Origin of the sequence: Brasilonema octagenarum UFV-OR1, from assembly GCF_963888615.1 — a bacterium.
Classification (GTDB): domain Bacteria; phylum Cyanobacteriota; class Cyanobacteriia; order Cyanobacteriales; family Nostocaceae; genus Brasilonema; species Brasilonema sennae.
In genome coordinates, this window is record NZ_CAWPKW010000249.1 from 25,674 (window position 1) to 50,515 (window position 24,842).

A 24,842-nucleotide genomic window follows, 5' to 3' on the forward strand; every position below is an offset into this window, starting at 1 on the left:
ATGATAAAACATTACACTCCTTAATATTTAGATGAAAGCCTTATAATTAAATGCTTTCATCTCATGGAGATGACATCACTTTGGCACGTTTTGTTTGGGTGCATCTCGATTTTGATGAGTATCAAAGATGCTGCAAGCTGTTCAAAGTTCAAAAGCTTCTCGCTCAGAAGCATCTTAGCTTCTAAATACAGAATGCCACAAGTTGGTACATGAAACAAAGAATTAACATGGTCTCTAACCCGCAAATAATAAAAAGTTCATTCTGTGCAACAAGTGTTGATGGTTAAATAACAAAGTTTTCCTATGTGACTTTATTGGCTACAAATTGTCAAAACAGCATATGCATGGGGAGTTTGAAGCGTATATTTATTGTATTATATGTTACCATAGATAGAGTATATCTGCTGCATTGGTTGGTTTATACACTAAAGCGATTGTATCTGGCTCAAACCAGAAGCGCTATAAATACGGTTCCAATGTAATGTCGAGTATATTGCTTGATATATTGATTCCAAACAACGCATTAGAAAACCGCTTGTTGTGTTGCTTTATGTAAGACACAAAAGCGGTTTTTCATGATATTTAAAAGGCCGTAGCTAGTTATTAATGCAGCACTTACGGACTCAAAAGCCGAAACCCCGATTCCCGCTTCAAAAGGAGGGAATCTTAAAAGCCCCCATTTTAACTCTGTCGAAGGATCTCTTGTGCATAAGTCCTATAATGGAAAAAAAACTAGCAACCCTAAATATTAACTATTAGCACCGGAAGCAGCGAGTTCTGCTAAGCGTTCTTGTTGATCTTGAGAAATACAAGCTTGAATAATGTGTTCAAGTTCCCCTTCTAGAACTGCGTTGAGCGAATAGTTTTGATTTAAGCGGTGGTCGGTGGCGCGGTTATCTTTGTAGTTATAAGTGCGAATCTTTTCAGAACGTGATCCTGTACCGACTTGCGATCGCCGCATAGAAGTCACAGCTTCTTGTTGTTCTCGCAACTTCATCTCATACAGTTTTGCCCGCAGGATCTGCATTGCCCGTTCTTTGTTCTGCAATTGGCTGCGTTCTTCCGTACAGAAAATCCGGATACCAGTGGGTTTGTGGAACAAGTCAGCGGCTGTTTCCACTTTGTTGACGTTTTGTCCACCAGCACCACCAGAACGAGCTGTGCTCATTTCAATATCCTTCGGATCAATGTGGATTTCTACATCATCCACCTCTGGCATGATCGCCACAGTTGCTGTTGAGGTGTGAACCCGTCCCCCAGCTTCAGTGACCGGTACACGCTGCACGCGATGCACTCCAGCTTCAAACTTTAGCTTGCTGTATACGCTATCGCCTTGAATTTCCAAAATAGCTTCTTTAAAGCCGCCCATTTCCGCCAAGGACTCACTGACTAACTTCACACGCCAACTTTGGCTGTCAGCATACTTTGAGTACAAACGTACTAAATCACCAGCCCAAATGCTTGCTTCATCACCACCAGTACCCGCACGAATTTCCAACATGATGTTTTTATCATCATTAGGATCACGGGGTAGTAGCAAAATCTTTAAGCGATTTTCTAACTGTTCTATTTTTTGCTCAAGTTCTTCAACTTCCAGGGCTGCCATTTCTTGCAGTTCTGGATCACTTTGAGATTCTTTGAGCACCTGACGCGCCCCTACGAATTCTTCCTGGGCGTTTTTCCAGGTTTCGTAGGTATCTACCACTTCTTCCAAAGAAGAGCGTGCCTTTGCGATTTTTTGATACTCATCAGGGTTTTTGGCAGTATCGGGGTCGGCAAGGCGACGAGTCAATTCATGAAAAGTTTGTTCAACGGATTTTAGTTTCTCCAGCAGATATGTTTCAGCCATGACGGATACAGTCACTCCTTAAAAATAGCAAATTCGCTTGAGCATTAAATACAACAATCGACCCAGCTGATGCAGGGTCGTTGTTAACAGCTAAAGCTAAGCTGCTACTTTTTCCTTCTTCCGCCTTTGGATTGACCTTCCATCATGCCATATTTACGCAGGAAGCGTTCTACGCGACCTTCGCTGTCAATTATCTTCTGAGTACCTGTATAAAAGGGGTGGTTTCCAGACCAAACATCTACGTGCAATTCTGGCTTAGTAGAGCCAACAGTCATCACTAGTTGACCGTTACAGTAAACTTTTGCATCTGGATACCACTGGGGATGAATTTCTGGTTTCGCCATTTTTCTTTCCGTGGTCTATCTATACCAATTATAACTTTCAGGTTTTCAGGGGTTGTAGAACTTTGGATTTTAGATTTTTTTGATGATCATAGCAACCGCTGATCAAGGCTGGTGCACGCTAACTCACAAACATTTATCTGCGTCAAGGGTGCGGGAAAAATCCAAAATTGCTTAACGCTTGGAGTACTGAGGTGCTTTACGAGCTTTGTGTAAACCGTATTTTTTGCGCTCTTTTGCTCGTGGATCACGAGTCAGGTAGCCTTCGATTTTTAAAGGTGGACGGTTTTCTGGGTCGAGTTGGCAAAGCGCACGAGCAACTCCCAAACGAACTGCATCTGATTGTCCAGTTAAACCGCCACCCTCAGCTTTGACAAGAATGTCGTATTCGTTTTCCAAGCCAAGAGTTTCTAGAGGTGCTTTGGCTAGGGAAATGTAGTTTGGGTTGAATTGGAAGTAAAGGTCTCCTGGTTTGCCATTGACAATCATTTGTCCAGTACCGGGAACCAAGCGAACCCGCGCGATCGCCGATTTACGACGACCTGTACCCCAATACATAGCACGACCGCTATTATCTGCTGCTTGCATTAATTTTCTACTCCTGGAATGGTCTGAATTTGTAACTCTTTTGGTTGTTGTGCTGCATGGGGATGAGTTGGTCCAGCGTAAACTTTTAGCTTAGTAAACAACTGACGTCCCAAGCTATTTTTTGGTAGCATACCTTTGATGGCATGTTCCACAATTCTTTCTGGCAAACGTTGTTGTAGCTTGTCAAAGGTTTCGGTCTTCATTCCACCAGGACGACCGGAATGACGACGGTAAAGCTTTTGTGTGCGTTTTTTACCTGTCACTTCTATTTTCTCAGCATTAACAACGATGACGAAATCACCTGTGTCCATGTGAGGGGTATAGTGGGGTTTATTTTTCCCTCTGAGAACCATAGCGATTTCGCTTGCTAAGCGACCGAGGCGTTGGTTAGTAGCGTCTATGACGTACCAATCATGCTCCATAGTTTTCTGAGGAGGAAGATATGTTTTGTCTGTTGTCATTTGTCTTTAGTCCTTTGTCTTTAGTCCTTTGTCTTTAGTCCTTATTGACCAAAGATTAATTTGGGTTGGGTCTCAAACCAAATCTCTGGGGGAAACGGGAAATCAGGATAGCCGACTCGCAACAAGCATAACCCGTGAGCAGGTGCGGCATATTTCACTTCTTGACGTCGTTGATCTTTCCAAACGTCGGTGAAACTAGTTAGGGTGAGTTGTCTGCAACCAACTTGTACCAACATTCCTACTAATAGCCGCACCATACCATACAAAAATCCATCAGCCTGAATTTCAATATAAAGAAATGGTCCAGTGCGATAACACTCTGCTGCTTGTACTTCTACCCAAGAATGCTGGCGTGCTGAGTTTGCTCGACGAAAAGCAGCTAGGTGATGCTTTCCAATCAAAGGTTCCAGTGCTGCTTGAATGAGAGATTCATCCAAAGGTTCGTGATAATAATGCCAACTAAAAGCGCTGGCAAACAAGTTCGGTAACTTTTCAGTATAGAACGTGTAACGATACCGTCGATAAATAGCACTAAAGCGAGCGTGCCAATTGTGATTTACTTGTGCGGAGGCTCGAATTAGTATATCTTTGGGCAAATAGCTGTTAAGAATGGTTGCCCATTTGTAAGCTGGTATCGGACTTGTGACATTAAAATGTGCCACTTGAGCAGCAGCGTGAACTCCAGCATCAGTTCGCCCTGCGCCGTACAGCGTGACTGGATGACCTAGGATATGAGAAAGAGCTGTTTCTATCTCTTCTTGGACAGTGCGTTGTTGCGGTTGGCGTTGCCAGCCATGAAAATGAGTGCCCAGGTATTGAATGACCAGGGCGACTCGACAAGTTTGTGTAGGCTGGTGGCTACTTAACATAAAATCAACTTGAGGCGGAAGTTAGAAGGATAAAATTTTCATCTGATCCTTCAGCATAAGTGCCTTCATCTGTTTAGACGAGTTCGATGATTGCCATCTTAGAATTATCACCCCGACGTGGTACGGTATGCAGGATACGGGTGTAACCTCCTTGGCGATCGCTATACCGTGTGGGAACTTGCTCAAACAGAGCATGAACCAGTTGTTTGTCGTATATATAACCGAGGGCTTGACGGCGTGCTGCTAAAGAACCCTCTTTCGCAAGAGTAATCATTTTGTCCACTTCAGAGCGTACTACCTTAGCTCGGGCTAAAGTGGTAGTAATTCGTCCATGACGAATTAATTCAGTGGTGAGCGCTCGCAACAGAGCGCGACGTTGGTCAGCTGGTTTGCTGAGTTTTTTGACTCCACAACGGTGACGCATAATCTTTGTGTTAGTTGTTAGTTGGTAGTTGGTAGTTATTAGTTGGTAGTTAGTTGTTTGACTAATTACTTACTACTAACGAATAACCAGTTTTAGGCGTGTTTATTAGCTCTTTCTGTTGGTAAAGTGATCCCCAAGCGTCGCTGTAAGGCTTCAACAACTTCTTCAGCTGACTTTTGACCAAAGTTTTTTATTTCTAATAGGTCTTCTTGAGTGTAATCCAACAAATCAGCTACCGAGTTTACTTGTGCTCGTTTGAGACAGTTATAAGCTCGTACTGACAGTTGCAACTCTTCGATAGGAATCTGAGCAGTTGGATCGTCTGGGATTTCTGCGCCTACATCTGGTATGTCGAGCGAGATCTCTTTCAACGGGTTAAACAAATCCACCAGTATAGTAGCGGCAGAGGAGAGTGCTTCTTGAGGGGTCAGACTACCATTTGTCCAAATTTCCAGTAACAATCTGTCTTTTGGTATTCCACTATCTCCACGAGTTTCTTCAACGCTGTAGTTGACTTTGCGCACTGGCATAAATATTGAGTCGATTTGGAGAAAGTCCAAAGATGTGGCTTCTTCACGACCCCGCTCTACAGTTCGATATCCTTTGCCTCTTTCAATCCGAAACTCCATTTCTAGCTTGCCACCTTCAGCGACAGTCGCTATATATTGGGTTGGGTCGATCACTTCTACTTCACTAGGCAAATCAAAATGTGCTGAAGTGACTGTTGTTGGACCTGTAACGAGTAAGCGACCAATCTGGGGTTGAGAGGAATAGCTTTTAAGAATAACTTCTTTCATTTTCATCATCATTTCAAGCACATCTTCTCGCACACCATGAACGGTGGCGAACTCGTGTGACACGCCTGCAATCCGAACTGCAGTTACAGCTGTCCCCTCTAGGTTAGAAAGTAATACCCGTCTCAGGGCATTGCCAACGGTCGTACCTTGACCGCGCTCTAAGGGTTCTAAGACAAATTTACTGTGATTACTCCTATTGTCTTCAGTACTTGACTCTACACATTCAATTTGAAACTGCGCCATAGGGTCGCCTCCCTTCATATAAGGTTTTGCTAGCAGATAAATTTATTGTCTTGGGTGACACTCTCATTGTCGTGAAAACCGTCTTTACCAGCGTTCTCAAGGGGCAGTCCGACGCTCTTAGGGATTCGCCAGTGTCCTATGTGGGTAAACCCAACACAAGACTCAGATCTGCCAGGAGGGAAACATAGGTGCCGCACTGGTTTCACCAGTTGGCCAGAGTCAGCAAACCCGTCCAAGGGAAACCTCTTCAAGTCGAGCCTGGGCTGTGGTTCGGTATGCTCCTTTTTAGACGTTTTTTGGGTAGTTTTGCCGATGGATCTCATCGCTGAATATCGTAGTTTTTCGTAGTTCAGCTACCCTTCTGCTAAGGCTGAGGGTGGTTTGGTTCACATTCACTACGTATCACTAGGTTTGTGAATGATCCCAGTTGTATTCTAACGAGCACCAACTGCATGCGGGTTTCTCCTATGTTCTAAGCCCTATGCCGTAGGCATAGGGCTTACACCAGTCACAAACGTACACTAAACCTGGCACAGAGCACCTGCCGAACCACAACACAGTGGCAAGGACAAACAGTTGCACACCAGTACCCTTGATGAAACGGTTATTTTCATACTCAGAGGAAGTTGTACAAGTAGTCCTTTCAAGTCGGCAAAGCCTTTTGCTAGTTGCTTGCCTTCGGGTTACCCTTTTGGAGCTTGCGCTCACCATGCGGCTCTGCCCTCTCGAATTTACTTAATGACCTCTTAAACGACGAGGTTTATCAAACTGTATGTCCAATGATGGTGAAGTTTGATCCCAAGAATTGCCAACGGAGAGTGATGGTGTTTTGTTTTTTGAAGTTTCAAGTTTTCAGGGGGAAGTTGCTCAATAGGACGAAAGGAAACTCTCTCAAGTCGGTGCCTTTCGTAGAATCCTTATGCAACTAGCGTTTTCTCAAACTTCTCACCTTCACCCTATGGCTAACGCCACGCCTTACGGCTATCGGGAACGCCCGTCGCCGTGAGAGCGGAAACACTCCTCATGCGCGCTGGAGTCACCGCTTCATAAGTTGTCTTTATACTCGGCGGCGCTTGGGTGGGCGGCAACCATTATGAGGAATCGGGGTAATATCCCGAATTAATGTAATTTCTAGTCCGGCTCCTTGAAGTGCCCGGATAGCTGTTTCTCGACCAGCCCCAGGACCACTGACCATGACTTCTATTTGGCGCATTCCTTGATCCATTGCTCGACGTGCTGCACTTTCAGCTGCGGTCTGGGCTGCAAAAGGAGTACCTTTTTTTGCTCCCTTAAAACCACTAGATCCAGCACTTGCCCAGGAGATAACATCTCCATTTTGATCGCTAATGGTAACAATGCTATTGTTGAAAGTAGACTGAATGTAAGCTATCCCGTTTGGAACATTACGTTTTAGCTTTTTGCTGCCGGATTTCTTTGCACTTTGTTGTCGCGCCATATCGCACTTGGTTAAATATTAAGGTTAAGTATTGCTGTAATTCAGCACAAAAACAATTACTTGGATGGGGCTTTCTTCTTACCAGCTACTGTCTGTCGTCTTCCTCGACGAGTTCTGGCGTTAGTTCGAGTTCTTTGTCCTCTCACAGGTAAGCCCATGCGGTGGCGACGACCCCTATAAGTACCAATTTCAATTAGGCGCTTGATGTTCATTGCTTCCAAGCGCCTTAGGTCACCTTCTACTTGGTAGTTCTCTTCTATTTCTCCCCTCAGAGCTGCTACGTCAGCATCACTCAGGTCTTTAATACGAGTATCAGGGTTGACACTCGTGGCTGCTAATATCTCTTTTGAAAGAGATAACCCAATTCCGTAGATATAAGTTAGACCAATTTCAACACGTTTATCACGTGGAAGGTCTACTCCGGCAATACGTGCCACAACTCGTCTCTCCCTATTCCTTCAAACTAGTAGTGTTTTTTTTCACTCAGCAGTTATTTGAATAAATTTCCCTGATGAGTGTTCAGTTTTTCCTTGTGTTATCCTTGACGCTGCTTATGCTTAGGATTGACACAAATCACCATAACGCGACCACGACGCCTGATCACGTTACACTTTTCGCAGATTTTTTTGACAGACGCTCTGACTTTCATGGCTTTTTGTTGACTCCAAATATTGAATTATAACATTTTATGATTAATCAGTCAGTAAAATTCATTGTTTTTTTTCAGCTTGCCATAGTATCATTTTTTACATAAGTGAGAATTCATTCCGAACAATAGTTGAAAAATGAGCTATTTTTTACGTAATCGATAAGTAATTCTGCCTTTTGTCAGATCGTAAGGCGTTAACTCTACTTTGACGCGATCGCCGGGTAATATCTTGATATAGTTACGGCGAATCTTGCCAGAAATGTGAGCTAATACATTGAAGCCGTTATCTAAATCAACACGAAACATTGCATTTGGCAGGGATTCGGTGACCGTGCCTTCCATCTCTATCAAATCTTGTTTAGACAAGTTTTTTCCTCAACTCAACAGCCTCCTACTTTGTTACAGCTACTTATAGTCTGCAAAAAACATATTTCGGAGAATATATCAACACTTCATTAATATATTTTATCCAATATTTACATACATCTGCTTGGGATATAGGGAATAGGGTGCTAGGTACAAAGAATTGGGAAACATTTGTCACTTCTTACCTCTCACCCACTCCCCCCTTTTAAGACGCAATGACCTTTTTTAATTCAGCAGTGACTTCTTCTAGGGACTGATTACCGTTTATACTGAGGAGACTCTGACGACTACTGTAATAGTCAATCAAAGGTGCCGTTTCAGACCGGTAAACTTCTAAGCGACGACGGATGACTTCTTCTGAGTCATCTTTTCTGCCTCGCTCTAGTAACCGTGCTATTACTGTGTCATCTGGCACATTCAAATTGACGACTTTTTCGCCATTTTGGTTCAGTTTTCGCAGTAACTCCCCTAAAAAAACTGCTTGATTAACAGTGCGGGGAAAGCCATCAAGAATCCAGCCTGATTTCGTATCATCCTGCTTGAGACGTTCCTGCACCATTTCCTCCACAAGTTGATCGGGAACCAACTCACCTTTATCCATATAAGTTTGAGCCTTGACACCCAAAGGAGTTTGGTCTTTTAGACCTTGACGCAGTATGTCACCAGTAGAAATATGAGGAATATTCAAATTGTCAGCTAAGGTTTTAGCTTGAGTTCCTTTACCAGCTCCAGGTGGTCCCAAGAAGATTACTCGTGTCACTACTGTTTCACCATCCCTTCATAGCGCTGAGAGATAACGTAAGTTTGAATCTGCTTTGATGTATCAATAGCTACACCAACTAAGATTAACAAAGAGGTAGCACCTAGCCCTCTAAAGGTTCGTACATTTAAAGCACTTTCAACGGCAGTAGGGATAATAGCAATCAAACCCAGAAAGATAGCACCTAAAAAAGTTAATCGATTCAGTACGCGCTCAATGTACTCAGTCGTTGCTTTTCCTGGACGAATACCTGGAATACTAGAACCCATCTTCTTCAAGTTCTGTGCTACATCAACTGGGTTGACAATCAATGATGAATAAAAGTAGCTGAAGAAGACGATAGAAACTAGGTAGACAAGAGCATACACCCAAGCCCCAGAACCTCCAGGTACGAGATAGGTGTTAATAATTCTCGAGTATTCTGGATTTTTGATAAAATTCCCTACCAACATTGGCAAACTTAAAATTGCAGCCGCAAAAATAATTGGCATCACGCCCCCTTGATTAAGTCGTAGGGGTAAGTAGTTACGTTGCTCTGCAAAAATTCGTTTTCCAACTTGGCGACGCGCTGAAATAATCGGAATACGACGGATTCCTTCCTGCACAAACACAATACCAACAATTGTCACTAGGAAAAGCAGCAATAGGGCAATAACTTGACCCGCTGGGTTTCCGGCTTGTACAAAATCGATTGTGTCACCTAGAGCTTTTGGCAGTGTTGCCACAATGTTGACAAAAATCAACAAAGATGCGCCGTTCCCTACACCACGCTCTGTAATCACTTCTGATGCCCACATCACAAACATCGAACCTGCGACGAGAGCTAACGCTGTCTCGATGACGAAAATTGGTCCGTAGTGAAAGGCAAAGGGCTTAAGCCAGAATGATGCCAAGAAGACACTTTGAATAACTGCCCAACCCGCAGAAACATACCGTGTCATTTGAGAAATCTTCCGCCGTCCTGCTTCGCCCTCATTTTTCTGTAAATTTTCTAAAGCCGGAATGGCAGCGGTAAGTAATTGGATGATAATCGAGGCGTTGATGTATGGCAAAATCCCTAAGGCAAAGACTCCCAAAGCAGAAAGTCCACCTCCGGAAAAGATGTCCAAAAAGCTTAAGATTTGGTTATTCCCTTGAAGGGCTTGGGCAAATCGATCTCGATCAATACCTGGTATGGGCAAATGTATGCCCAAACGAATCAACATTAAAATACCTAATGTCAGAAGCAGCCGACCTCGCAGACCTGCTGCTTGCGCCATCTGCATAAAAGTTTCTTGAGCCGTTGGAGCTTTGTCTCGACTGATCATAGAGGGCTACCTGAATCGTGAAGCGAGGCACTTGGCTGGGGTAGGCTTGTCGTAGGTGCGTGCTTTTTGACTCACTCTAAAACTTCGCAACTCCCACCCGCTGCCTCAATTTTGCTACGAGCTGTACCTGTAAAAGCTGCCGCTTGCACCTTGAGGGGAACGTTCAATTCCCCATCCCCTAAAATCTTCAAAGATCCTCGAGCAGCAGTAAGGATACCTGCTTCTTTTAACGAGGTGAGTGTAACTTCTGTATTTGCAGGGAGGGAAGCTAGCTTTTCTACATTAATCGTAGTGTACTGCTTACGATTAACCAGAGGGAAGCCCTTTAACTTGGGTATGCGGCGGTACAATGGCTGTTGACCACCTTCAAATCCGGGTCGTGTACTACTGCCAGAACGCGCTTTTTGACCACGCATACCCTTACCAGCACTAGCACCTTGACCGGCTGAAACACCCCTACCTAAACGACGGGGACGTTTCTTTGAGCCTTTTTGAGGACGAACATCGGTTAGTCTCATAAGGAAAACCTTGTGTAAAATTTAGTCATTTATCATTCGTGAGCCACTACAGACACTGCTTTGTTGGCGCAAGCTTCTGCAGGACTTGGGGGCGTAGCCGTGCTAGTGAGCTACAAAAAATACACGCGCCAAAAGTATACCCTGAGGGTCATTTGTCATTTCTATAAAAACAAAGGATTGAGGACAAATGACTTAAATATAAAGATTTTCAACAGGAATACCCCGGTCTTCGGCGACTTCTGGAAAAGTTCGCAGGGTAGATAGAGCATTAACTGCGGCTCTAGCATTATTAAGAGGATTGTTTGAACCCAGCTGCTTAGCTAGGATATTGCGAACTCCTGCTAATTCTAGTACTGTACGTACAGCGCCACCAGCAATTACTCCAGTACCAGGTGCTGCTGGTCGCATAATCACCTTAGCACCACCACCAATCCCATCAATTGGATGAGGGATAGAGTTGGATTTTGTCATGGGAATTTCAATCAGATGCTTCTTCCCATCAGCGACCCCTTTTTTCACAGCACCAATCACATCTGAGGCTTTGCCTACTCCCACACCAACTTGACCGCGTTCATTTCCCACAACGACGATCGCGCGGAAGCTAAGTTTTTTACCTCCTTTTACGACTTTACTCACCCGTCGGATTTGGATAACCCGCTCTTGCCATGTGGTTTCTTCTTTTTTTGTACGGTTAGCTTTACGACGACCAGTTGCCATTTTATTTACCTCGTTTTAGGAGCCAATTGTCATTTGTCTTTCTTTAACTAACGACTAATGACTCATGAGCAATAACTCATTTAAAAAACCAAACCAGCTTCGCGAGCTGCTTCTGCTAGTGCTTTGACGCGACCGTGGTAAAGATTGCCACCTCGGTCAAATACGACTTTGCTAATACCTTTTTCTAAGGAGCGAACTGCGATCAATTTGCCGACTTCCACCGAAGCTTGACAGTTTGAACCTGAAGCTAATTTTGATTTCAAGTCTGGTTCTACAGTTGAGGCTGCCACTATGGTGTGATGATTCGTATCATCAATCACTTGAGCATAAATATGTTGGTGAGAGCGAAATATAGCTAACCGTGGACGCTCAGAAGAACCATCAACTTTACCACGAATACGTCTACGGCGACGTTCCCTTGATTCCTTACGAGTATGTTTCATTTTTACTTCTTGCCCTTACCACCAGTCTTACCAGCTTTACGTCTGACCATTTCACCCGCGTAACGAATACCTTTGCCTTTGTAAGGCTCAGGTGGGCGCACCGCACGAATTTTAGCTGCTGTATTGCCTACTTCTTCTTTGTCGTAGCCGCTGACAATAACGTTAGTATTATTTTCAACTGCAAACTGAATTCCTTCTGGTGGAACGATTTGCACTTGATGGCTATAGCCCATATTCAAAATCAAGTTACGACCTTGAACTTGCGCCCGGTAGCCAACCCCTTGAATTTCCAAACGACGTTGAAACCCTTTGGAAACTCCCTCAACCATATTGGCAACCAAAGTACGGCATAAACCATGCATTTGCCGGGACGTGCGAGATTCATCGCGACGGTTAACCTGCAATATTTCTCCTTCTTGGGAGACTATGACATAAGGAGGCAAATCGCGAAATAGTTCGCCTTTAGGACCCTTGACTAACACTTTTGTGCCATCAATATTTACTTGCACCTTAGCCGGAATTGTAATTGGAAGTTTACCAATTCGAGACATAACTTTTAGTCCTTTGTGCTTTGTGCTTTGTTTGTTGTCTGTTGTCTTTTACGAATGACAAATGACTAATGACTACCAAACGTAGCACAGTACTTCACCACCCAAGTTTTGACGCCGTGCTTCTCGGTCAGTCATAATGCCACTTGATGTAGAAATAATGGCAATACCGATACCACCTAGTACTCTTGGTAGTTCTTTTTTATTGGAGTAAACACGCAAACCTGGTTTACTCACCCGCTTAAGGGTGGTGATCAGGGGTTGGCGATTTTTACCCTTGTATTTCAAGGCAATCACCAAATTGCGCCCAATTCCTTCTCCTGCATCTTCAAACTCACCAATAAAACCTTCTTCGCGCAGCACTTTTGCGATGCTACGAGTCATTTTAGTGGATGGCACTTGTGTTGTTTGATGCCGCGCCATATTGGCATTGCGGATGCGCGTGAGCATATCTGCAATTGTGTCGTTAACCGCCATCGTTTCATCTTTAGATGAACTTATTGATCCCGAAAGGGCATTCCCATTTCTTTAAGTAAGGCGCGACCCTCTTCGTCAGTCTTTGCTGTAGTGATAATGGAAATATCCATACCACGAATTTGGTCAATGCTGTCATACTCAATTTCTGGGAAAATGAGTTGCTCTCTGACACCTAGAGTATAATTACCGCGACCATCAAAGCTTTTAGGACTAATACCGCGAAAGTCCCGGATTCTTGGTAGTGCTAAACTAATGAGACGATCAAGAAAGGCATACATTCTTTCACTTCTTAAGGTGACCATAATACCAACTGGCATACCTTGACGAATTTTGAAGCCCGCGATCGCTTTTTTAGCCCGTGTCACGACTGGTTTTTGACCAGTAATTGTGGCAATCTCGGTCAAAGACGCTTCCAACGCTTTCGCATTTTGAGATGCTTCCCCCAAACCCCGGTTAACAGTGACTTTTTCCAACTTCGGCACTTGATGAATGTTGGTGTACTGAAACTGTTGCATCAGTTTCGGGACAATTGTTTCTTGGTATAAAGTTTTCAGTCTTGTGGTTGCCATAGTTTTTGTTCTTTTTATCCCTGGTCTTGGTCAGGGATTATTGTCCTTACTCTTTGTCTATTGTCTTTTGTTTTTTTACTAATGACCAATGACTTTCCGGGTTGGTTAGACGCGGCTATGTTAATCTACCGGAATCTACCGGAAGCCAGTCTCTAGGCATCTACAAGTCAGAAAACTGTAGCCTAGCACTTGCTTTTATATGCCGACAGGCCCCCTTTCGATCACTGACTCATTATTTATCTATGATTTCGCCAGTTTTCTTAAGCATTCTAACTTTCTTACCTTCTGCAGTGAAAGTGTAGGAGATGCGACTGGCAACATTTTGCTTGGTGGAATAGAGCATAACGTTGGAACTGTGGATTGGGTATTCCTGAGTCACAATACGCCCAGATTCACCTTCTTGCTGAGGTTTGACGTGCTTCGTTTTTATATTTACACCTTTAACAAGCACTTTACTTTCTTGGGGAATTGCTTTGATAATTTCTCCAACTTTGCCTTTATCTTTCCCGGCAATAACTTGCACCGTATCCCCAGTTTTTACGTGCATTTTGAAAAATCTAGGTTGATCCTTCTTTTTATTTGCCATTACAGCACCTCCGGAGCCAGAGAAACAATTTTAGTAAAGTTTTTCTCACGCAGTTCTCGTGCGACTGGTCCGAAAACCCGTGTTCCTCTGGGGTTACCATCTTTGTTGATAATAACTGCAGCATTATCGTCAAAACGAATACTCATACCGCTATCTCGATGGGTATTATGACGGGTGCGGACTATGACTGCTTCTACAACATCAGACTTTTTCACAGCCATGTTCGGCTGAGCGTCTTTAACGACGGCGATGATCCGATCGCCTATGAAGCCGTAACGGCGGTTACATGCTCCCAATACGCGGATGCACATAAGTTTACGGGCACCGCTATTATCTGCAACATTAAGGTAAGTTTGGGGCTGAATCACGATCGTTTTTCCTTTTTATTTTTTACTACTTAATAACTATATGGTTTAGCTATTTTTGGTAGTCAGGATTTCTGTGACTTTCCAGCGCTTAGTTTTACTCAGGGGTCGCGTTTCCTGAATGCGAACGCGATCGCCTATTTTGCACTGATTTTCTTCATCGTGCACCTTATAGCGCTGGGTTTTCACGACTATTTTGCCGTATTTCGGATGAGGAGCGCGGTTTTCGATGGCGACTACCACCGTTTTTTGCATTTTGTCGCTTACGACTAAGCCTACTCGTTCTTTTACTGCCATAATCTTCTAATTTGATTCTTTAGCTTGTTGACTTGAGGAAGCGCGTTTGCGTTCTCCTTCTACAGTCATTAGTTGGGCCAGACGGTGGCGAGCGTGTCTAAACAGATGAGGTTTGTCTAGCTGTCTAGTTGCTTGTTGCAAGCGCAATTGAAAGAGTTCTTTTTTAACAGCGACAATCTCCTGCCCCAGTTGTTCGTCACTGAATTCTCTTGCTTCTGAAATTTTGGGAAGAGGCATAACCTACACCTGTTGTTGCTCTTGTGAGCGTGAAATGAACTTAGTTTTGATGGGTAATTTGAAAGCAGCCAAGCGCATTGCTTCGCGAGCAATTTCTTCGGAAACGCCTGCAATTTCAAATAGAATTCGTCCTGGTTTTACGACTGCTACCCAGAACTCAGGTGAACCTTTACCAGAACCCATTCGGGTTTCTGCAGGACGCATAGTCACTGGTTTATCAGGAAAAATCCGAATCCAGATTTTTCCACCCCGGCGGATGTAACGAGTCATTGCCCGACGAGAAGCCTCTATTTGACGAGAGGTAATCCAAGCAGGTTCCAACGCTTGCAAACCAAAATCCCCAAAGTTCAGGTCGCTACCCCGATGGGCTAGACCGTTCATTCGTCCGCGTTGTTGTTTGCGGAATTTTGTTCTTCTTTGACTTAACATGATGTGTCAAAAGTTAAAAGTCAAAACTGAAGGTAATAAGTCAAATGCTATGGACTAATAACTTATGACTATCCTTCATTTGAGCGGTCTTCAAATTGCTGACGACGGCGTTGTTGACGGCGAGATGAAGGGCGATCGCGGTCGCCACGGTCACGATCACCACGGTCACGATCACCGCGATTCGTTGGTGGCAGAGGAGTTGGTTCCTGTCCAGGAATAATTTCTCCTTTAAACACCCACACTTTAATGCCGAGAATTCCGTAAACAGTTTTTGCTGTACAGTACGCGTAATCAATGTCAGCTCGTAACGTGTGTAAAGGTACTCGACCTTCACGAGTCCACTCTGTCCGCGCGATTTCTGCGCCGTTGAGCCGTCCACTGACTTGAATTTTGATTCCTTGTATCCCAGCCCGTTGTGCACGTTGAATGGCTTGCCGTACGACCCGCCGGAAGGAAACGCGGCGTTCCAGTTGTTGAGCGATATATTCAGAAATGAGGTAAGCATCGGCATCAACTCGTTGGACTTCAACAACGTTGATGCGAATTTGGCGATTGCTTCCCAATAATTGCTGGAGACCAGTACGTAGAGATTCAATCCCTTGTCCGCCTCGACCTACGACAACGCCGGGTCGAGCTGTACGTACCTCTAAATCAATTTGATCTGCTTTACGGTCAATCCGTACCTCAGATATTCCAGCGTTGTTTTGTGCGTATCTACCCAGTTTTTGTTCTATATACTCACGAAGTTTGTGGTCTTCTTGTAGAAGTTCTGGATAGCGGCTAGGGTCAGCAAACCACTGGGATTGATGCTCTTGGGTGACTCCCAAGCGAAAACCTACTGGATGTATCTTCTGTCCCACAAATGCTTCCTCTAAACAAAAATTCTTCTCGTGTACCTGTACGCTATTTTTTCTTTATTTAGCTGCGGCAGCATCAGCAGCGACAGCCACAGTAATATGACACGTCGGCTTGCGAATTTGGTAAGCACGACCTTGCGCCCTTGGTTGGAACCGTTTGAGCACAGGACCTTGATCCGCTTGAGCTTTAGTAATCACAAGCTCTGCTCTGTCCAGCCCAGCGTTGTGTTCAGCATTGGCTGCAGCGCTTCTGAGAACCTTCAATACTGGCTCGCAGGAGCGATAGGGCATGAATTCTAGGATAATCAGCGCTTCTCGATATGAACGTCCTCGAATTTGGTCAAGTACGCGACGCACTTTATAAGGAGACATACGTACATAACGGGCGATCGCTTTTACTTCTGTCGTATCTGTTGCCATAGTTTTCTCCGTCCGTTTGAGTAATTAGTCATCTACTAAGCTACTAGTAACTAATAACTGATAACTATCTACCTGATTTTTTGTCACTTCTGGCGTGACCCTTATAAGTGCGCGTGGGGGCGAACTCACCCAGTTTATGTCCTACCATCTGGTCACTGATAAAAATCGGGACGTGTTGGCGTCCGTTATGAACTGCGATGGTATGACCTACCATGAGGGGCAAAATTGTCGAAGCCCGTGACCAAGTTTTAATAACTTCCTTTTTATTGGCGTCATTTAGCCTTTCAATTTTTGTGAGAAGATGATCGGCAACAAAAGGACCTTTTTTTAGTGAGCGACCCATAGTTGGATTTTGGATTTTAGATTTTGGATTTTCTATTTAGAATTTTGAATTTATCAATTGTAGATTTAGGATTTTGGATTATCTTTATCATCTAAAATCCTAAATCTAAAATCTAAAATTCTATGACTCACGACCGCCACGACCGCGCTTAGAAGATTTGCGGCGACGCCGCACAATAAACTTGCTACTGGCTTTCTTGGGTTTGCGTGTTTTCAGACCCAAAGCAGGTTTACCCCAAGGTGTAACAGGTCCAGATCTACCGATTGGGGCCCTACCTTCACCACCACCGTGTGGGTGGTCAACTGGGTTCATCACACTACCTCTAACTTGAGGACGGCGACCTTTCCAGCGAGTTCTACCTGCTTTACCTGCGCTCAGGTTTCTGGCGTCCAGATTACCAACTTGTCCTATAGTGGCATAGCACTCGCGACGGATCATCCGGACTTCTCCAGAAGGCAACTTGAGTGTTACGTAGCTACCTTCTTTTGCCACAACTTGAGCAGTCGCACCAGCTGAGCGAACAATTTGACCGCCCTTACCAGGTTTCAATTCCACGTTGTGAACGCTGGTTCCCAAAGGAACGTTAGACAAAGGTAAAGCATTGCCATTTTCAATAGGAGAATCAGGACCGGCGATAATTGTTGTCCCTACTTTTAAACCGTTGGGTTGAATAATGTAACGCTTTTCGCCGTCTTCGTATTCCACAAGGGCAATCCGCGCGTTGCGGTTGGGGTCGTATTCAATAGCTGTCACTTTGGCGGGAATACCACGCTTATCTCTTTTAAAGTCGATAATGCGATACAGACGTTTGTGTCCACCACCTCTGTGGCGAACAGTAATCCGTCCTTGATTATTTCTACCTTTGGCGCGATGCTTCGATACGGTAAGCGATTTTTCTGGCTCGGTTTTAGTTATTTCTGAGAAGTCAGAAATCGTAACTTGGCGAGTACTGGGGGTGTAAGGGCGATAAGAACGAGTACCCATTTTTTTAAACCTCTGGGAATAGAACTTGTCTAATCTTATCTACATCCCCAGACGCCACTGTAACAATGGCTTTCTTATATTGGGGCTTGTAACCAAGAAATTTTCCAACACGCTTTTTTTTGCGTGGTGGTCTTGCGGTGTTGACTTTTTCAACTTTTACTTCAAATAAATCTTCAATCGCCGCTCTGATTTGTGGCTTTGTTGCTTTTGGAGTTACTTCAAAAGTGTATTTGTTTTGCTCCATGAGTACAGTCGCTTTTTCAGTTAGTATTGGGCGACGCACAAGGTCAGGAAGGTTCCGGGGGTCAAATCTAGTCACTGTAGACCTCCTGAATTTTTTCTAAGGCTGATGCTGTAACAACAATCTTGTCGGCGTGCAGCAAATCGTAAACATTTAACTGGTCAGATCCAAGCAGTTTTAGATTTGCGACGTTACGAGCTGATAAAAAGACGTTGTCTGTACGTTCAGACAAAATTAATAAGGTTTTGTTTTCTGGTTCTGAACCCCAACGGGCGATCGCTCCCACTAATTCTTTAGTCTTGGGACGCTGCATTTCCTCGCTAAATTCTTCCACCACAATCAAATCGTCAATTCGACTGGCAAAAGCTGTTCGCAAAGCTAAACGCCGCTCTTTGCGGTTCATCTTGAGGTTATACTCTCGCGGTTTTGGTCCAAATATGACACCACCACCACGCCACAACGGTGAACGAATAGAACCAGCACGCGCACGACCAGTCCCTTTTTGCCGCCAGGGTTTGCGACCGCCACCTCTGACTTCAGAACGGGTTTTGGTACTAGCTGTTCCTTGACGAGCATTGGTCATTTGTCTTACCAAAGCTCGATGCACGACATGAGATGCCGTTTCTTCTTTGGCAACCTTGAAGTCGAACGTTTTTTGTCCGACTTGTTCTCCTTGCCAATTTTTGACTACACACTCAAACATTTTTTATCCTTAGTCCTTAGTCATTGGTAATTAGTCATTAGCAGACAGTGCAACGCTTCTTTTGCGTTGAGTGCATCTGCCCTTCATTGGTCATTAGTCATTTGTACAGGGGGACAAAAATAACTAGAGTTAAATGACTCATGAGTTATGACTTTTTACCAACTACTTTTGCTGGGACAATATCTACTAAGTTACCTGGCTTACCAGGAACACTTCCCTTGATAAGTATTAAGTTACGTTCTGGATCTACTCGTACCACAGTCAGTTGGCGGATTGTGACGCGGGTACCACCCAAACGTCCTGCCATCCGCTTACCTGGATAAACACGACCGGGAGTTGTACCAGCACCAATTGAACCTGGTGCTCTATGGTTCTTAGATCCGTGCGACATCGGTCCTCGACCGAAGTTGTTACGTTTCTGGTTACCTGCAAAACCGCGACCAATACTTGTACCGATCACATCTACGGTTTGACCTGCACTAAAAATATCCGCTTTAATTTGTTGACCTAGAGTATATTCACTCTCGCTATTATCTATGCGATACTCCTGCAAATGACGCAATGCTGGGGCTGATGATTTGGCAAGATGTCCCAACAATGGTTTATTCAGCGCCTTTGGCTTAACCTCGCCATAACCTACTTGGATGGCGGAGTAACCGTCGGTCTGTTTTGTTTTAACCTGGGTAATGGTGCATGGTCCCGCCTGAATGACGGTCACAGGAATCGCAACTCCTGCCTCGTCAAATACTTGGGTCATACCCAGTTTGGTGCCGATAATACCTACAGACACAGTTACTGGACTCCTTACTTATTTTCTTTTTGTTGCCATCAGATCTTTTAGGACAAAGCTTGTGAACGCCCTTCAGGACGATTTCCCCTTTTTTGGACAGACCTATTGATGTCGAACTGCTTAGGTAATCACAGTTGCAACTTCTTTGAGTCTTCACCAAGAGTCCATAGTATTTGATGAATTTATTTACCTTGTATTCGTCACCAGAACAGTCAAAAGCCCTTCCTTTTGATCAGGAAAAACTCTTGAACCTTGTGCAAGGCTTTTGTTGCTTTACACTTTGTGCTGCAATGCTTTTATCAAAAGCGATTGATCTAGCACATTCTGCGTTGTAGTAGGACTTAGGCAGCAACCTGCCCAGTATCCGTTGGCTGAGATTTATACAATGCTACAAACCAACATGACTGCTCAACTCCTACTTCATTAACCACCTCAAACAGTCATTTTAACTACTATTTAAGATTTTACCTCATTATTTTGAGGTTCAGGAGTGAATGCAGTTTCTTCTTAAGGTTGGCATTTATTTCTTACCAACCACTCCTAATTTGTTTTTGCAGTTTTTCTAGTCTACCAGTCTTTTATCAATTTTTACTAGTTTCTTCCATGTGGAACTTAGCAATCAACTTTTCATGCTAACACTAGTTACAATTAGCAGTCAGACAGTAACTTAATTTTAATAGATGGTAACGATCCAATAATATAACTCATCTGCTAATATTTGTCTAGGAAATTTTCAAGTCTTTTTGGCGACAGTTTCTAGAATTATTTTGCGAGACTTATTAAACGTAGCAGATTCTCGAACTGAACAGTCAATAATAGAGATATCGAAGTGGGATAGAACAAAAATCAATTTATGGCACTAATTACCACTGGCAACGCTTTAATTCGGGATCTGGAGAAATTTGGCGCACTTGGTGTTTACGTACCTCTAGAAGGAGGTTTTGAAGGTCGGTACAGACGCCGACTGCGTGCAGCAGGATATGCCACTTTGGATCTGAGTGCAAAGGGATTAGGCGATGTAGCTGCCTATCTCACAACAGTTCATGGTGTTAGACCTCCTCATCTTGGGAAAAAAAGTACTAGCACTGGTGCGGCAGTAGGTTATGTTTACTATGTACCGCCGATTGTTAGCTCTCAACTCGAACAGCTCCCACCCAAATCAAAGGGGTTGGTGTTGTGGATTATTGAAGGGCAAATTCTTTCCAATCAGGAAATTGAGTTCTTAACGACCTTACCCAGCTTGGAACCACGAGTGAAAGTGGTGATTGAAAGGGGTGGCGATCGCGCCTTCCGTTGGACGCCTTTACAAAAGACCCTTCTAGCTAGTTAGGACGAAGCAACAGAGGACAGGGAAAAACTATCTCTGTCCCCTGCCAACTACTAATCCTGTTGATGAGAAAAAACGTAAGCACCCCATAGAGAAAGGGCGATCGCCATCACAAGTAAAATTGGCAAGCAATACCAAGGAAACTGAGACAATGGCAAACAAGCTGCAGCACGTAGTCCGATGCTGGCGTAAGTCAGGGGTAACAAGTAAACTACGAACTTCAAGGCTGTAGGTAATGTAGCTGGATCAAAAAACGTTGCTCCTAAGAACGACATCGGGATAATAATAAAGTTGTTATAGAGTCCCACGGATTCAAGAGATTTCACATTTAACCCTACAATCACTCCCAAACCAGCAAAAACTGCACAACTTAATACCAATATCAGCAGAAACAATGGATTGAGGAAATTCCAGTTTCTTGTAAAAACCAGCGCTACTAAAATAACACCCAGTGAAGTCATCAACCCTCGCATCACTCCCGCCAGCATTTTTCCTATATGCAGCGCGAGGGGATGCACAGGGACGAGTAACAATTCCTCGAAATTTTTGGTAAAAAGTCTATCTCCGCAGATGGAAAAAGTCGTCCCGACAAAGCTGACTGTCATAGATGACAGTGCTACCATTCCTGGCAAAATAAATTCTAAATAGTTATTATAGTCACCACTGAGTCCTGAGCCAGGTTTGATGGAGCTACCCAAACCAAAGCCAAAAGCTAAAATGTATATCAGTGGAGATATTAATCCTGAAGAAATAATTTGTACAAGCTTTGTACGCAATTCTAGCCAATCTCCCCAGAAGATAGTGAAACTATCCGCTATGAGAGTTTGAAATTCTGAAAATTTGAAATTCTTGCCAAATGGCAGTGAACGTGACATTACCACTTTCTTTATACTTAATGTATTAATTTTTTCTTAATTTTTAAGTTAACATTTCTTGACACCTTTATAACCTTTGGTAGTAAAAAGTTTTCGTGTGCACAAAAGAAAATTAAAAACAAAAAATCCCTCAAATGAAACCTGAATGTTTAGCGAGTTTGCTGAATTAGCCTGGTGGTAGGAACATCAAAGAAAAAGTTTCAGACAATGAGACTCAAGAATCGGCATACTGAAATAAGGGGAGCTATTGAATCCACTCCCTACTGTCCAAAGCGTAAAGTTGATTAAGCGACAATGAGACGAAAATCTACTGGTAGAACAGCTACCACTCCTAAACCTTCTATCTTCCAGTCTCCGATGTTTAATTTCACCACGATGGCAATCTTGGGAGGGGTGTTTGTATTGGGTATTGGGATTGGTATTGCTTTTAGCTCCACGGCTACGTTTAGTCCAGATAACGTAGCTAGCCGAGAATTTATTGATACCAAAGCACCGAATGCTGATATTTGCGTGCAGTATGGAGCCAGCGCTATGGTGATGGATACCAGACTGTTTGTGACTCTCAACCCTTTTAAAGTGTACGTTGGTCAGCCCAGTATGCGTCCTGGATGTGTTCTGCGTTCGAGTAACATGACAATTTTAGAACAAAAGAAGCTGATAACATCAGAGCAGCTCAGAGAATGCAAAAATCGTTTGAACAACTTTGCCTATGCGGGTGACTTGAACGGTGATAAACCTGACATTAGCTGCACTTACGAGAACGATGATGCGAAAAACTTCTTCATTAACCAACCAGGAGCAACAGCTCCAGGAATCGAAACTCAAAGATTCTAGAAAACAACGAAGACAAGAAAAGGAAGAAAAAAGAATTACTTTGTTCTTTCTTTTCTCGTTCTTCTTTACTTTTGTGTGCTTTTTATCTTGAAGAGTTGGGAAAGGGTTCACCAAACTCAATCACTTTAGAATTAGGATAACTGCGTGAACCAGTGGGGAGATTTGGGACTGGAAAATTCGACGTACCCAAAGAAGGAGCGTTATTGTTCGGATAACTACTGCCTTGACGTGGAAAAGAGGGCGGGCTAAAAGCAGAACCAGGGAGTTGAGAGGAATTGTTCGGCGCGAGAGGCGGTACTTGGACAGATGGCGCTTGTGGAAAGTTATTTGTTGTAGGTTGGGTTGTTAATGGTGGCGGTACCCTAAAATCGGGTACTTGTTGTTGATTATAGGTAGTTGATGGTGGGTTGCCAGGAACTTGTGGAAGATCATTATATGTCGCAGGTGGTAAGTTGCTTGGAGGTTGCGGAGAATTGTAAACACCCAGTGGTGAGTTACTAAACGGCTGTGGGGAATTATTGTATCCGCTAGGTGCTAAGTTGCTTGGTGGTTGTGGGGGAGTATAGATACCCGGTGTTTTGCTTGGTAGCGGTGGGGAAATAGTTGTAGATGAAAAATTCCCAGGTAAAGAGGTACCGTTACTGGTGAGCGAAGGACGTAAAACCCAACGGGTGGGGTTTTCTCTAGAAACGGGTTGCAGTTGCATTTGATTTGGATTCATGAAAATTCCTGGAGCTAAATCCATAACAATACGAGTCACATCTGCGTTGAGTTGAGAAACGCGAATGCTTCGGATGGCTCCATAGAAATTTTGTTTGGTAGGAATTCTACCTAATTTAGTACCAGGCAAATCTATAACAATGCGTGACGGTTGGGCAAGGTAAAAGTATCGAGGTTGTGCAGCTGCTGAGAGGGAAATTTCTAGTTGTGATCCTTCTGGGTAAAAACGCCAATCCTCAAGCCTCGCTAATGGGGCTACGCTATTACTATTGCCCACATCAAAGCTATAGACACTAGGGGGTTTACTGTAAAGCACCCCTGTACACAAAGCAAACAAACTAACGCGAAACAGATACTTGCAAAATAAGAAAAACTGTTTATTCTTTAATTGCTTGTTCATACTCCTCATGACTCCACAAAGTCTATCCATAATTGTCATAGACAATTGTTTTTTTTACTACCTGCTTTTTGTAAAGGTGTCAAATTGTAGTATGAGCAGCAAATGTGGGGTTATAGCTGTTGCCAGCTAAATGAGGACATGAACTAATGAGAAAATACGGACATCATGAGATTTTCAACCCTGTTAAGCGTTAAGCGTTCACTGTTCCCTGCTATATGTCCTAATAGAGTTGGCGACTGCTATACAACCTGTCCTGCTTGGAGTACAGGAAGCAAACAAGTTTCCAGCCAAGTTTCAAATATTGTTCGATTACATGCACCCTCAACAGTAAAGGGAGCTATGAGCTTTTGGTTACATAGCGCGGCAATCATGTTAACCCGCCCAGAGCGTCGGCCTGACTTAAGTGCATGGAAGCGCTCCCCTTTTTCATTCCAACCATAATCATACTCGTCTCGACTATCCATACCAGACTCATCTAAGTACACGAGCTGATCTGGGGGTAATGTAGACAACTGATCTATGAACGCCTGTCGTTTGGCTTCATCCCGCTCACGGTAGCCATAGGTCTTTTTTTTCGAGTAAAGCCAATTTTCTTCAAAGCCCGTGAGATTGTGCGTTAAGCGCAGCTCTGCCGTAGGCAATCGCTGATGTCACTGTCCCACAGTTGCGCCATCTCCACCTGGGTTTTATCTCCATGAGTCTTGGCAAACGCCCGAAACTGCTCCCAGTCTGTGATTTTGTGGTTATTACCGGGGGGGCGGTTGGGCAATGCTTGAACATCTCCTGTTTCAGCTTTGCGCTGCAACCACAGGTTGATAGTGTTGCGGCTGATATTGAACAGTTCACTCGCTTCGCGTTTCTTGAGTCCATCTAACTCGATGCCTTGGATCACTTTCTGACGGAAGTCGTAACTATAGGGTTTAGCCATGGCTGAGCAGACGATAGCAGGTCACGATAACACCTTTAGTTTATGTCCTAAATGCCTTGGCGGTTGCTATAGCATCATGGGCTTTGCCTAAAAGCTTGTAAGCGGCTTGACGAAATTCTTGAAG

The 24,842-nt window shown here is 43.9% G+C and carries 35 protein-coding genes and 1 pseudogene; 2 read left to right on the top strand and 34 right to left on the bottom strand.

All coding sequences use genetic code 11. The features are described from left to right. Positions 1–748 precede the first annotated feature (748 nt). The 31 genes from prfA to rplC form a co-directional block, all read right to left on the bottom strand. On the bottom strand, positions 749–1,849 hold the full coding sequence (prfA, locus tag AC5590_RS20190; RefSeq protein ID WP_169265234.1) for a peptide chain release factor 1: 1,101 nt from the start codon (positions 1,847–1,849) through the stop codon (positions 749–751). A gap of 104 nt (positions 1,850–1,953) precedes the next feature. Beyond that, positions 1,954–2,193: a 50S ribosomal protein L31 gene (gene rpmE, locus AC5590_RS20195; protein WP_169265235.1), complete on the bottom strand. Its 240-nt coding sequence runs from the start codon at positions 2,191–2,193 to the stop codon at positions 1,954–1,956. Positions 2,194–2,364: 171 nt separating this feature from the next. Continuing rightward, positions 2,365–2,778, bottom strand: coding sequence for a 30S ribosomal protein S9 (gene rpsI, locus AC5590_RS20200; RefSeq protein ID WP_169265236.1), 414 nt, complete (start codon positions 2,776–2,778; stop codon positions 2,365–2,367). Beyond that, positions 2,778–3,239, bottom strand: coding sequence for a 50S ribosomal protein L13 (gene rplM, locus AC5590_RS20205; RefSeq protein WP_169265237.1), 462 nt, complete (start codon positions 3,237–3,239; stop codon positions 2,778–2,780). Before rplM ends, rpsI begins: the two co-directional genes overlap by 1 nt. Positions 3,240–3,280: 41 nt before the next feature. Next, positions 3,281–4,108, bottom strand: coding sequence for a tRNA pseudouridine(38-40) synthase TruA (gene truA, locus AC5590_RS20210; protein WP_169265238.1), 828 nt, complete (start codon positions 4,106–4,108; stop codon positions 3,281–3,283). A 73-nt stretch (positions 4,109–4,181) separates the two neighbouring features. Continuing rightward, complete coding sequence (gene rplQ / locus AC5590_RS20215; RefSeq protein ID WP_169265239.1) at positions 4,182–4,532, bottom strand: 50S ribosomal protein L17; 351 nt, start codon at positions 4,530–4,532, stop codon at positions 4,182–4,184. Between the two features lie 92 nt (positions 4,533–4,624). Then, positions 4,625–5,572 (bottom strand): DNA-directed RNA polymerase subunit alpha, encoded by a 948-nt coding sequence (locus AC5590_RS20220; protein ID WP_169265240.1) that lies wholly within the window; start codon positions 5,570–5,572, stop codon positions 4,625–4,627. 1,057 nt (positions 5,573–6,629) lie between these two features. Further along, complete coding sequence (gene rpsK, locus AC5590_RS20225) at positions 6,630–7,028, bottom strand: 30S ribosomal protein S11 (protein WP_169265241.1); 399 nt, start codon at positions 7,026–7,028, stop codon at positions 6,630–6,632. A gap of 56 nt (positions 7,029–7,084) precedes the next feature. Next, on the bottom strand, positions 7,085–7,465 hold the full coding sequence (rpsM, locus tag AC5590_RS20230) for a 30S ribosomal protein S13 (RefSeq protein WP_169265242.1): 381 nt from the start codon (positions 7,463–7,465) through the stop codon (positions 7,085–7,087). Between the two features lie 98 nt (positions 7,466–7,563). After that, the gene (rpmJ, locus tag AC5590_RS20235; protein ID WP_010998333.1) at positions 7,564–7,677 is read right to left on the bottom strand and encodes a 50S ribosomal protein L36; all 114 of its coding nucleotides are present in this window, start codon (positions 7,675–7,677) and stop codon (positions 7,564–7,566) included. 141 nt (positions 7,678–7,818) lie between these two features. Continuing rightward, on the bottom strand, positions 7,819–8,043 hold the full coding sequence (infA, locus tag AC5590_RS20240) for a translation initiation factor IF-1 (RefSeq protein ID WP_006276978.1): 225 nt from the start codon (positions 8,041–8,043) through the stop codon (positions 7,819–7,821). A 205-nt stretch (positions 8,044–8,248) separates the two neighbouring features. Further along, on the bottom strand, positions 8,249–8,803 hold the full coding sequence (locus AC5590_RS20245; RefSeq protein WP_169265243.1) for an adenylate kinase: 555 nt from the start codon (positions 8,801–8,803) through the stop codon (positions 8,249–8,251). Next, complete coding sequence (secY, locus tag AC5590_RS20250; RefSeq protein WP_169265244.1) at positions 8,803–10,110, bottom strand: preprotein translocase subunit SecY; 1,308 nt, start codon at positions 10,108–10,110, stop codon at positions 8,803–8,805. The genes AC5590_RS20245 and secY overlap by 1 nt, the downstream gene beginning before the upstream one ends. Positions 10,111–10,181: 71 nt before the next feature. Continuing rightward, a complete protein-coding gene (rplO, locus tag AC5590_RS20255; protein ID WP_169265245.1) occupies positions 10,182–10,628 on the bottom strand; it encodes a 50S ribosomal protein L15 in 447 nt (148 codons plus the stop codon). Between the two features lie 192 nt (positions 10,629–10,820). Next, complete coding sequence (gene rpsE, locus AC5590_RS20260) at positions 10,821–11,345, bottom strand: 30S ribosomal protein S5 (protein WP_169265246.1); 525 nt, start codon at positions 11,343–11,345, stop codon at positions 10,821–10,823. Between the two features lie 80 nt (positions 11,346–11,425). Then, positions 11,426–11,788, bottom strand: a complete 363-nt coding sequence (gene rplR / locus AC5590_RS20265) for a 50S ribosomal protein L18 (protein WP_169265247.1) — start codon at positions 11,786–11,788, stop codon at positions 11,426–11,428. A 2-nt stretch (positions 11,789–11,790) separates the two neighbouring features. After that, the gene (gene rplF, locus AC5590_RS20270; RefSeq protein WP_169265248.1) at positions 11,791–12,339 is read right to left on the bottom strand and encodes a 50S ribosomal protein L6; all 549 of its coding nucleotides are present in this window, start codon (positions 12,337–12,339) and stop codon (positions 11,791–11,793) included. Positions 12,340–12,411: 72 nt separating this feature from the next. Next, positions 12,412–12,813: a 30S ribosomal protein S8 gene (gene rpsH / locus AC5590_RS20275; protein ID WP_169265249.1), complete on the bottom strand. Its 402-nt coding sequence runs from the start codon at positions 12,811–12,813 to the stop codon at positions 12,412–12,414. A gap of 20 nt (positions 12,814–12,833) precedes the next feature. Further along, on the bottom strand, positions 12,834–13,382 hold the full coding sequence (gene rplE, locus AC5590_RS20280) for a 50S ribosomal protein L5 (RefSeq protein ID WP_169265250.1): 549 nt from the start codon (positions 13,380–13,382) through the stop codon (positions 12,834–12,836). A 232-nt stretch (positions 13,383–13,614) separates the two neighbouring features. Continuing rightward, positions 13,615–13,968 (bottom strand): 50S ribosomal protein L24, encoded by a 354-nt coding sequence (rplX, locus tag AC5590_RS20285; RefSeq protein ID WP_169153392.1) that lies wholly within the window; start codon positions 13,966–13,968, stop codon positions 13,615–13,617. Next, a complete protein-coding gene (gene rplN, locus AC5590_RS20290) occupies positions 13,968–14,336 on the bottom strand; it encodes a 50S ribosomal protein L14 (protein ID WP_169265251.1) in 369 nt (122 codons plus the stop codon). The genes rplX and rplN overlap by 1 nt, the downstream gene beginning before the upstream one ends. A gap of 45 nt (positions 14,337–14,381) precedes the next feature. Continuing rightward, a complete protein-coding gene (rpsQ, locus tag AC5590_RS20295; RefSeq protein WP_169265252.1) occupies positions 14,382–14,630 on the bottom strand; it encodes a 30S ribosomal protein S17 in 249 nt (82 codons plus the stop codon). 6 nt (positions 14,631–14,636) lie between these two features. Beyond that, positions 14,637–14,867, bottom strand: a complete 231-nt coding sequence (rpmC, locus tag AC5590_RS20300) for a 50S ribosomal protein L29 (protein WP_169265253.1) — start codon at positions 14,865–14,867, stop codon at positions 14,637–14,639. A 3-nt stretch (positions 14,868–14,870) separates the two neighbouring features. Continuing rightward, entirely contained in the window at positions 14,871–15,296 is a 426-nt protein-coding gene (rplP, locus tag AC5590_RS20305) for a 50S ribosomal protein L16 (protein WP_169265254.1), read from the bottom strand. A gap of 68 nt (positions 15,297–15,364) precedes the next feature. After that, on the bottom strand, positions 15,365–16,156 hold the full coding sequence (gene rpsC, locus AC5590_RS20310) for a 30S ribosomal protein S3 (RefSeq protein WP_169265255.1): 792 nt from the start codon (positions 16,154–16,156) through the stop codon (positions 15,365–15,367). Positions 16,157–16,210: 54 nt separating this feature from the next. Further along, positions 16,211–16,573 (bottom strand): 50S ribosomal protein L22, encoded by a 363-nt coding sequence (rplV, locus tag AC5590_RS20315; protein WP_169265256.1) that lies wholly within the window; start codon positions 16,571–16,573, stop codon positions 16,211–16,213. Positions 16,574–16,637: 64 nt separating this feature from the next. After that, positions 16,638–16,916, bottom strand: coding sequence for a 30S ribosomal protein S19 (gene rpsS, locus AC5590_RS20320; protein WP_169265257.1), 279 nt, complete (start codon positions 16,914–16,916; stop codon positions 16,638–16,640). 120 nt (positions 16,917–17,036) lie between these two features. Next, a complete protein-coding gene (gene rplB, locus AC5590_RS20325; RefSeq protein WP_169265258.1) occupies positions 17,037–17,900 on the bottom strand; it encodes a 50S ribosomal protein L2 in 864 nt (287 codons plus the stop codon). Between the two features lie 4 nt (positions 17,901–17,904). Then, positions 17,905–18,219 (bottom strand): 50S ribosomal protein L23, encoded by a 315-nt coding sequence (locus tag AC5590_RS20330; protein ID WP_169265259.1) that lies wholly within the window; start codon positions 18,217–18,219, stop codon positions 17,905–17,907. Continuing rightward, a complete protein-coding gene (gene rplD / locus AC5590_RS20335) occupies positions 18,212–18,844 on the bottom strand; it encodes a 50S ribosomal protein L4 (RefSeq protein WP_169265260.1) in 633 nt (210 codons plus the stop codon). Before rplD ends, AC5590_RS20330 begins: the two co-directional genes overlap by 8 nt. 145 nt (positions 18,845–18,989) lie before the next feature. Continuing rightward, positions 18,990–19,634 carry a 50S ribosomal protein L3 gene (rplC, locus tag AC5590_RS20340; protein WP_169265261.1) on the bottom strand — a complete coding sequence of 215 codons (645 nt, stop codon included), beginning with the start codon at positions 19,632–19,634 and terminating at the stop codon, positions 18,990–18,992. 853 nt (positions 19,635–20,487) lie between these two features. On the opposite strand from rplC, the gene AC5590_RS20345 reads away from it, so the two are divergent. Continuing rightward, a complete protein-coding gene (locus tag AC5590_RS20345) occupies positions 20,488–20,964 on the top strand; it encodes an NAD(P)H-quinone oxidoreductase subunit N (RefSeq protein WP_169265262.1) in 477 nt (158 codons plus the stop codon). A gap of 50 nt (positions 20,965–21,014) precedes the next feature. On the opposite strand, the gene AC5590_RS20350 is transcribed toward AC5590_RS20345, so the two are convergent. Further along, on the bottom strand, positions 21,015–21,842 hold the full coding sequence (locus tag AC5590_RS20350) for an ABC transporter permease (protein WP_169265263.1): 828 nt from the start codon (positions 21,840–21,842) through the stop codon (positions 21,015–21,017). Positions 21,843–22,130: 288 nt separating this feature from the next. On the opposite strand from AC5590_RS20350, the gene AC5590_RS20355 reads away from it, so the two are divergent. Next, positions 22,131–22,670, top strand: coding sequence for a DUF3172 domain-containing protein (locus tag AC5590_RS20355; RefSeq protein WP_169265264.1), 540 nt, complete (start codon positions 22,131–22,133; stop codon positions 22,668–22,670). Between the two features lie 82 nt (positions 22,671–22,752). On the opposite strand, the gene AC5590_RS20360 is transcribed toward AC5590_RS20355, so the two are convergent. Both AC5590_RS20360 and AC5590_RS20365 read right to left on the bottom strand, forming a co-directional pair. Continuing rightward, positions 22,753–23,790 carry an AMIN domain-containing protein gene (locus AC5590_RS20360; protein ID WP_169265265.1) on the bottom strand — a complete coding sequence of 346 codons (1,038 nt, stop codon included), beginning with the start codon at positions 23,788–23,790 and terminating at the stop codon, positions 22,753–22,755. A gap of 248 nt (positions 23,791–24,038) precedes the next feature. Continuing rightward, positions 24,039–24,718 (bottom strand): annotated as a pseudogene (locus tag AC5590_RS20365) (IS630 family transposase); the annotation flags it as partial. Positions 24,719–24,842: the final 124 nt, after the last annotated feature.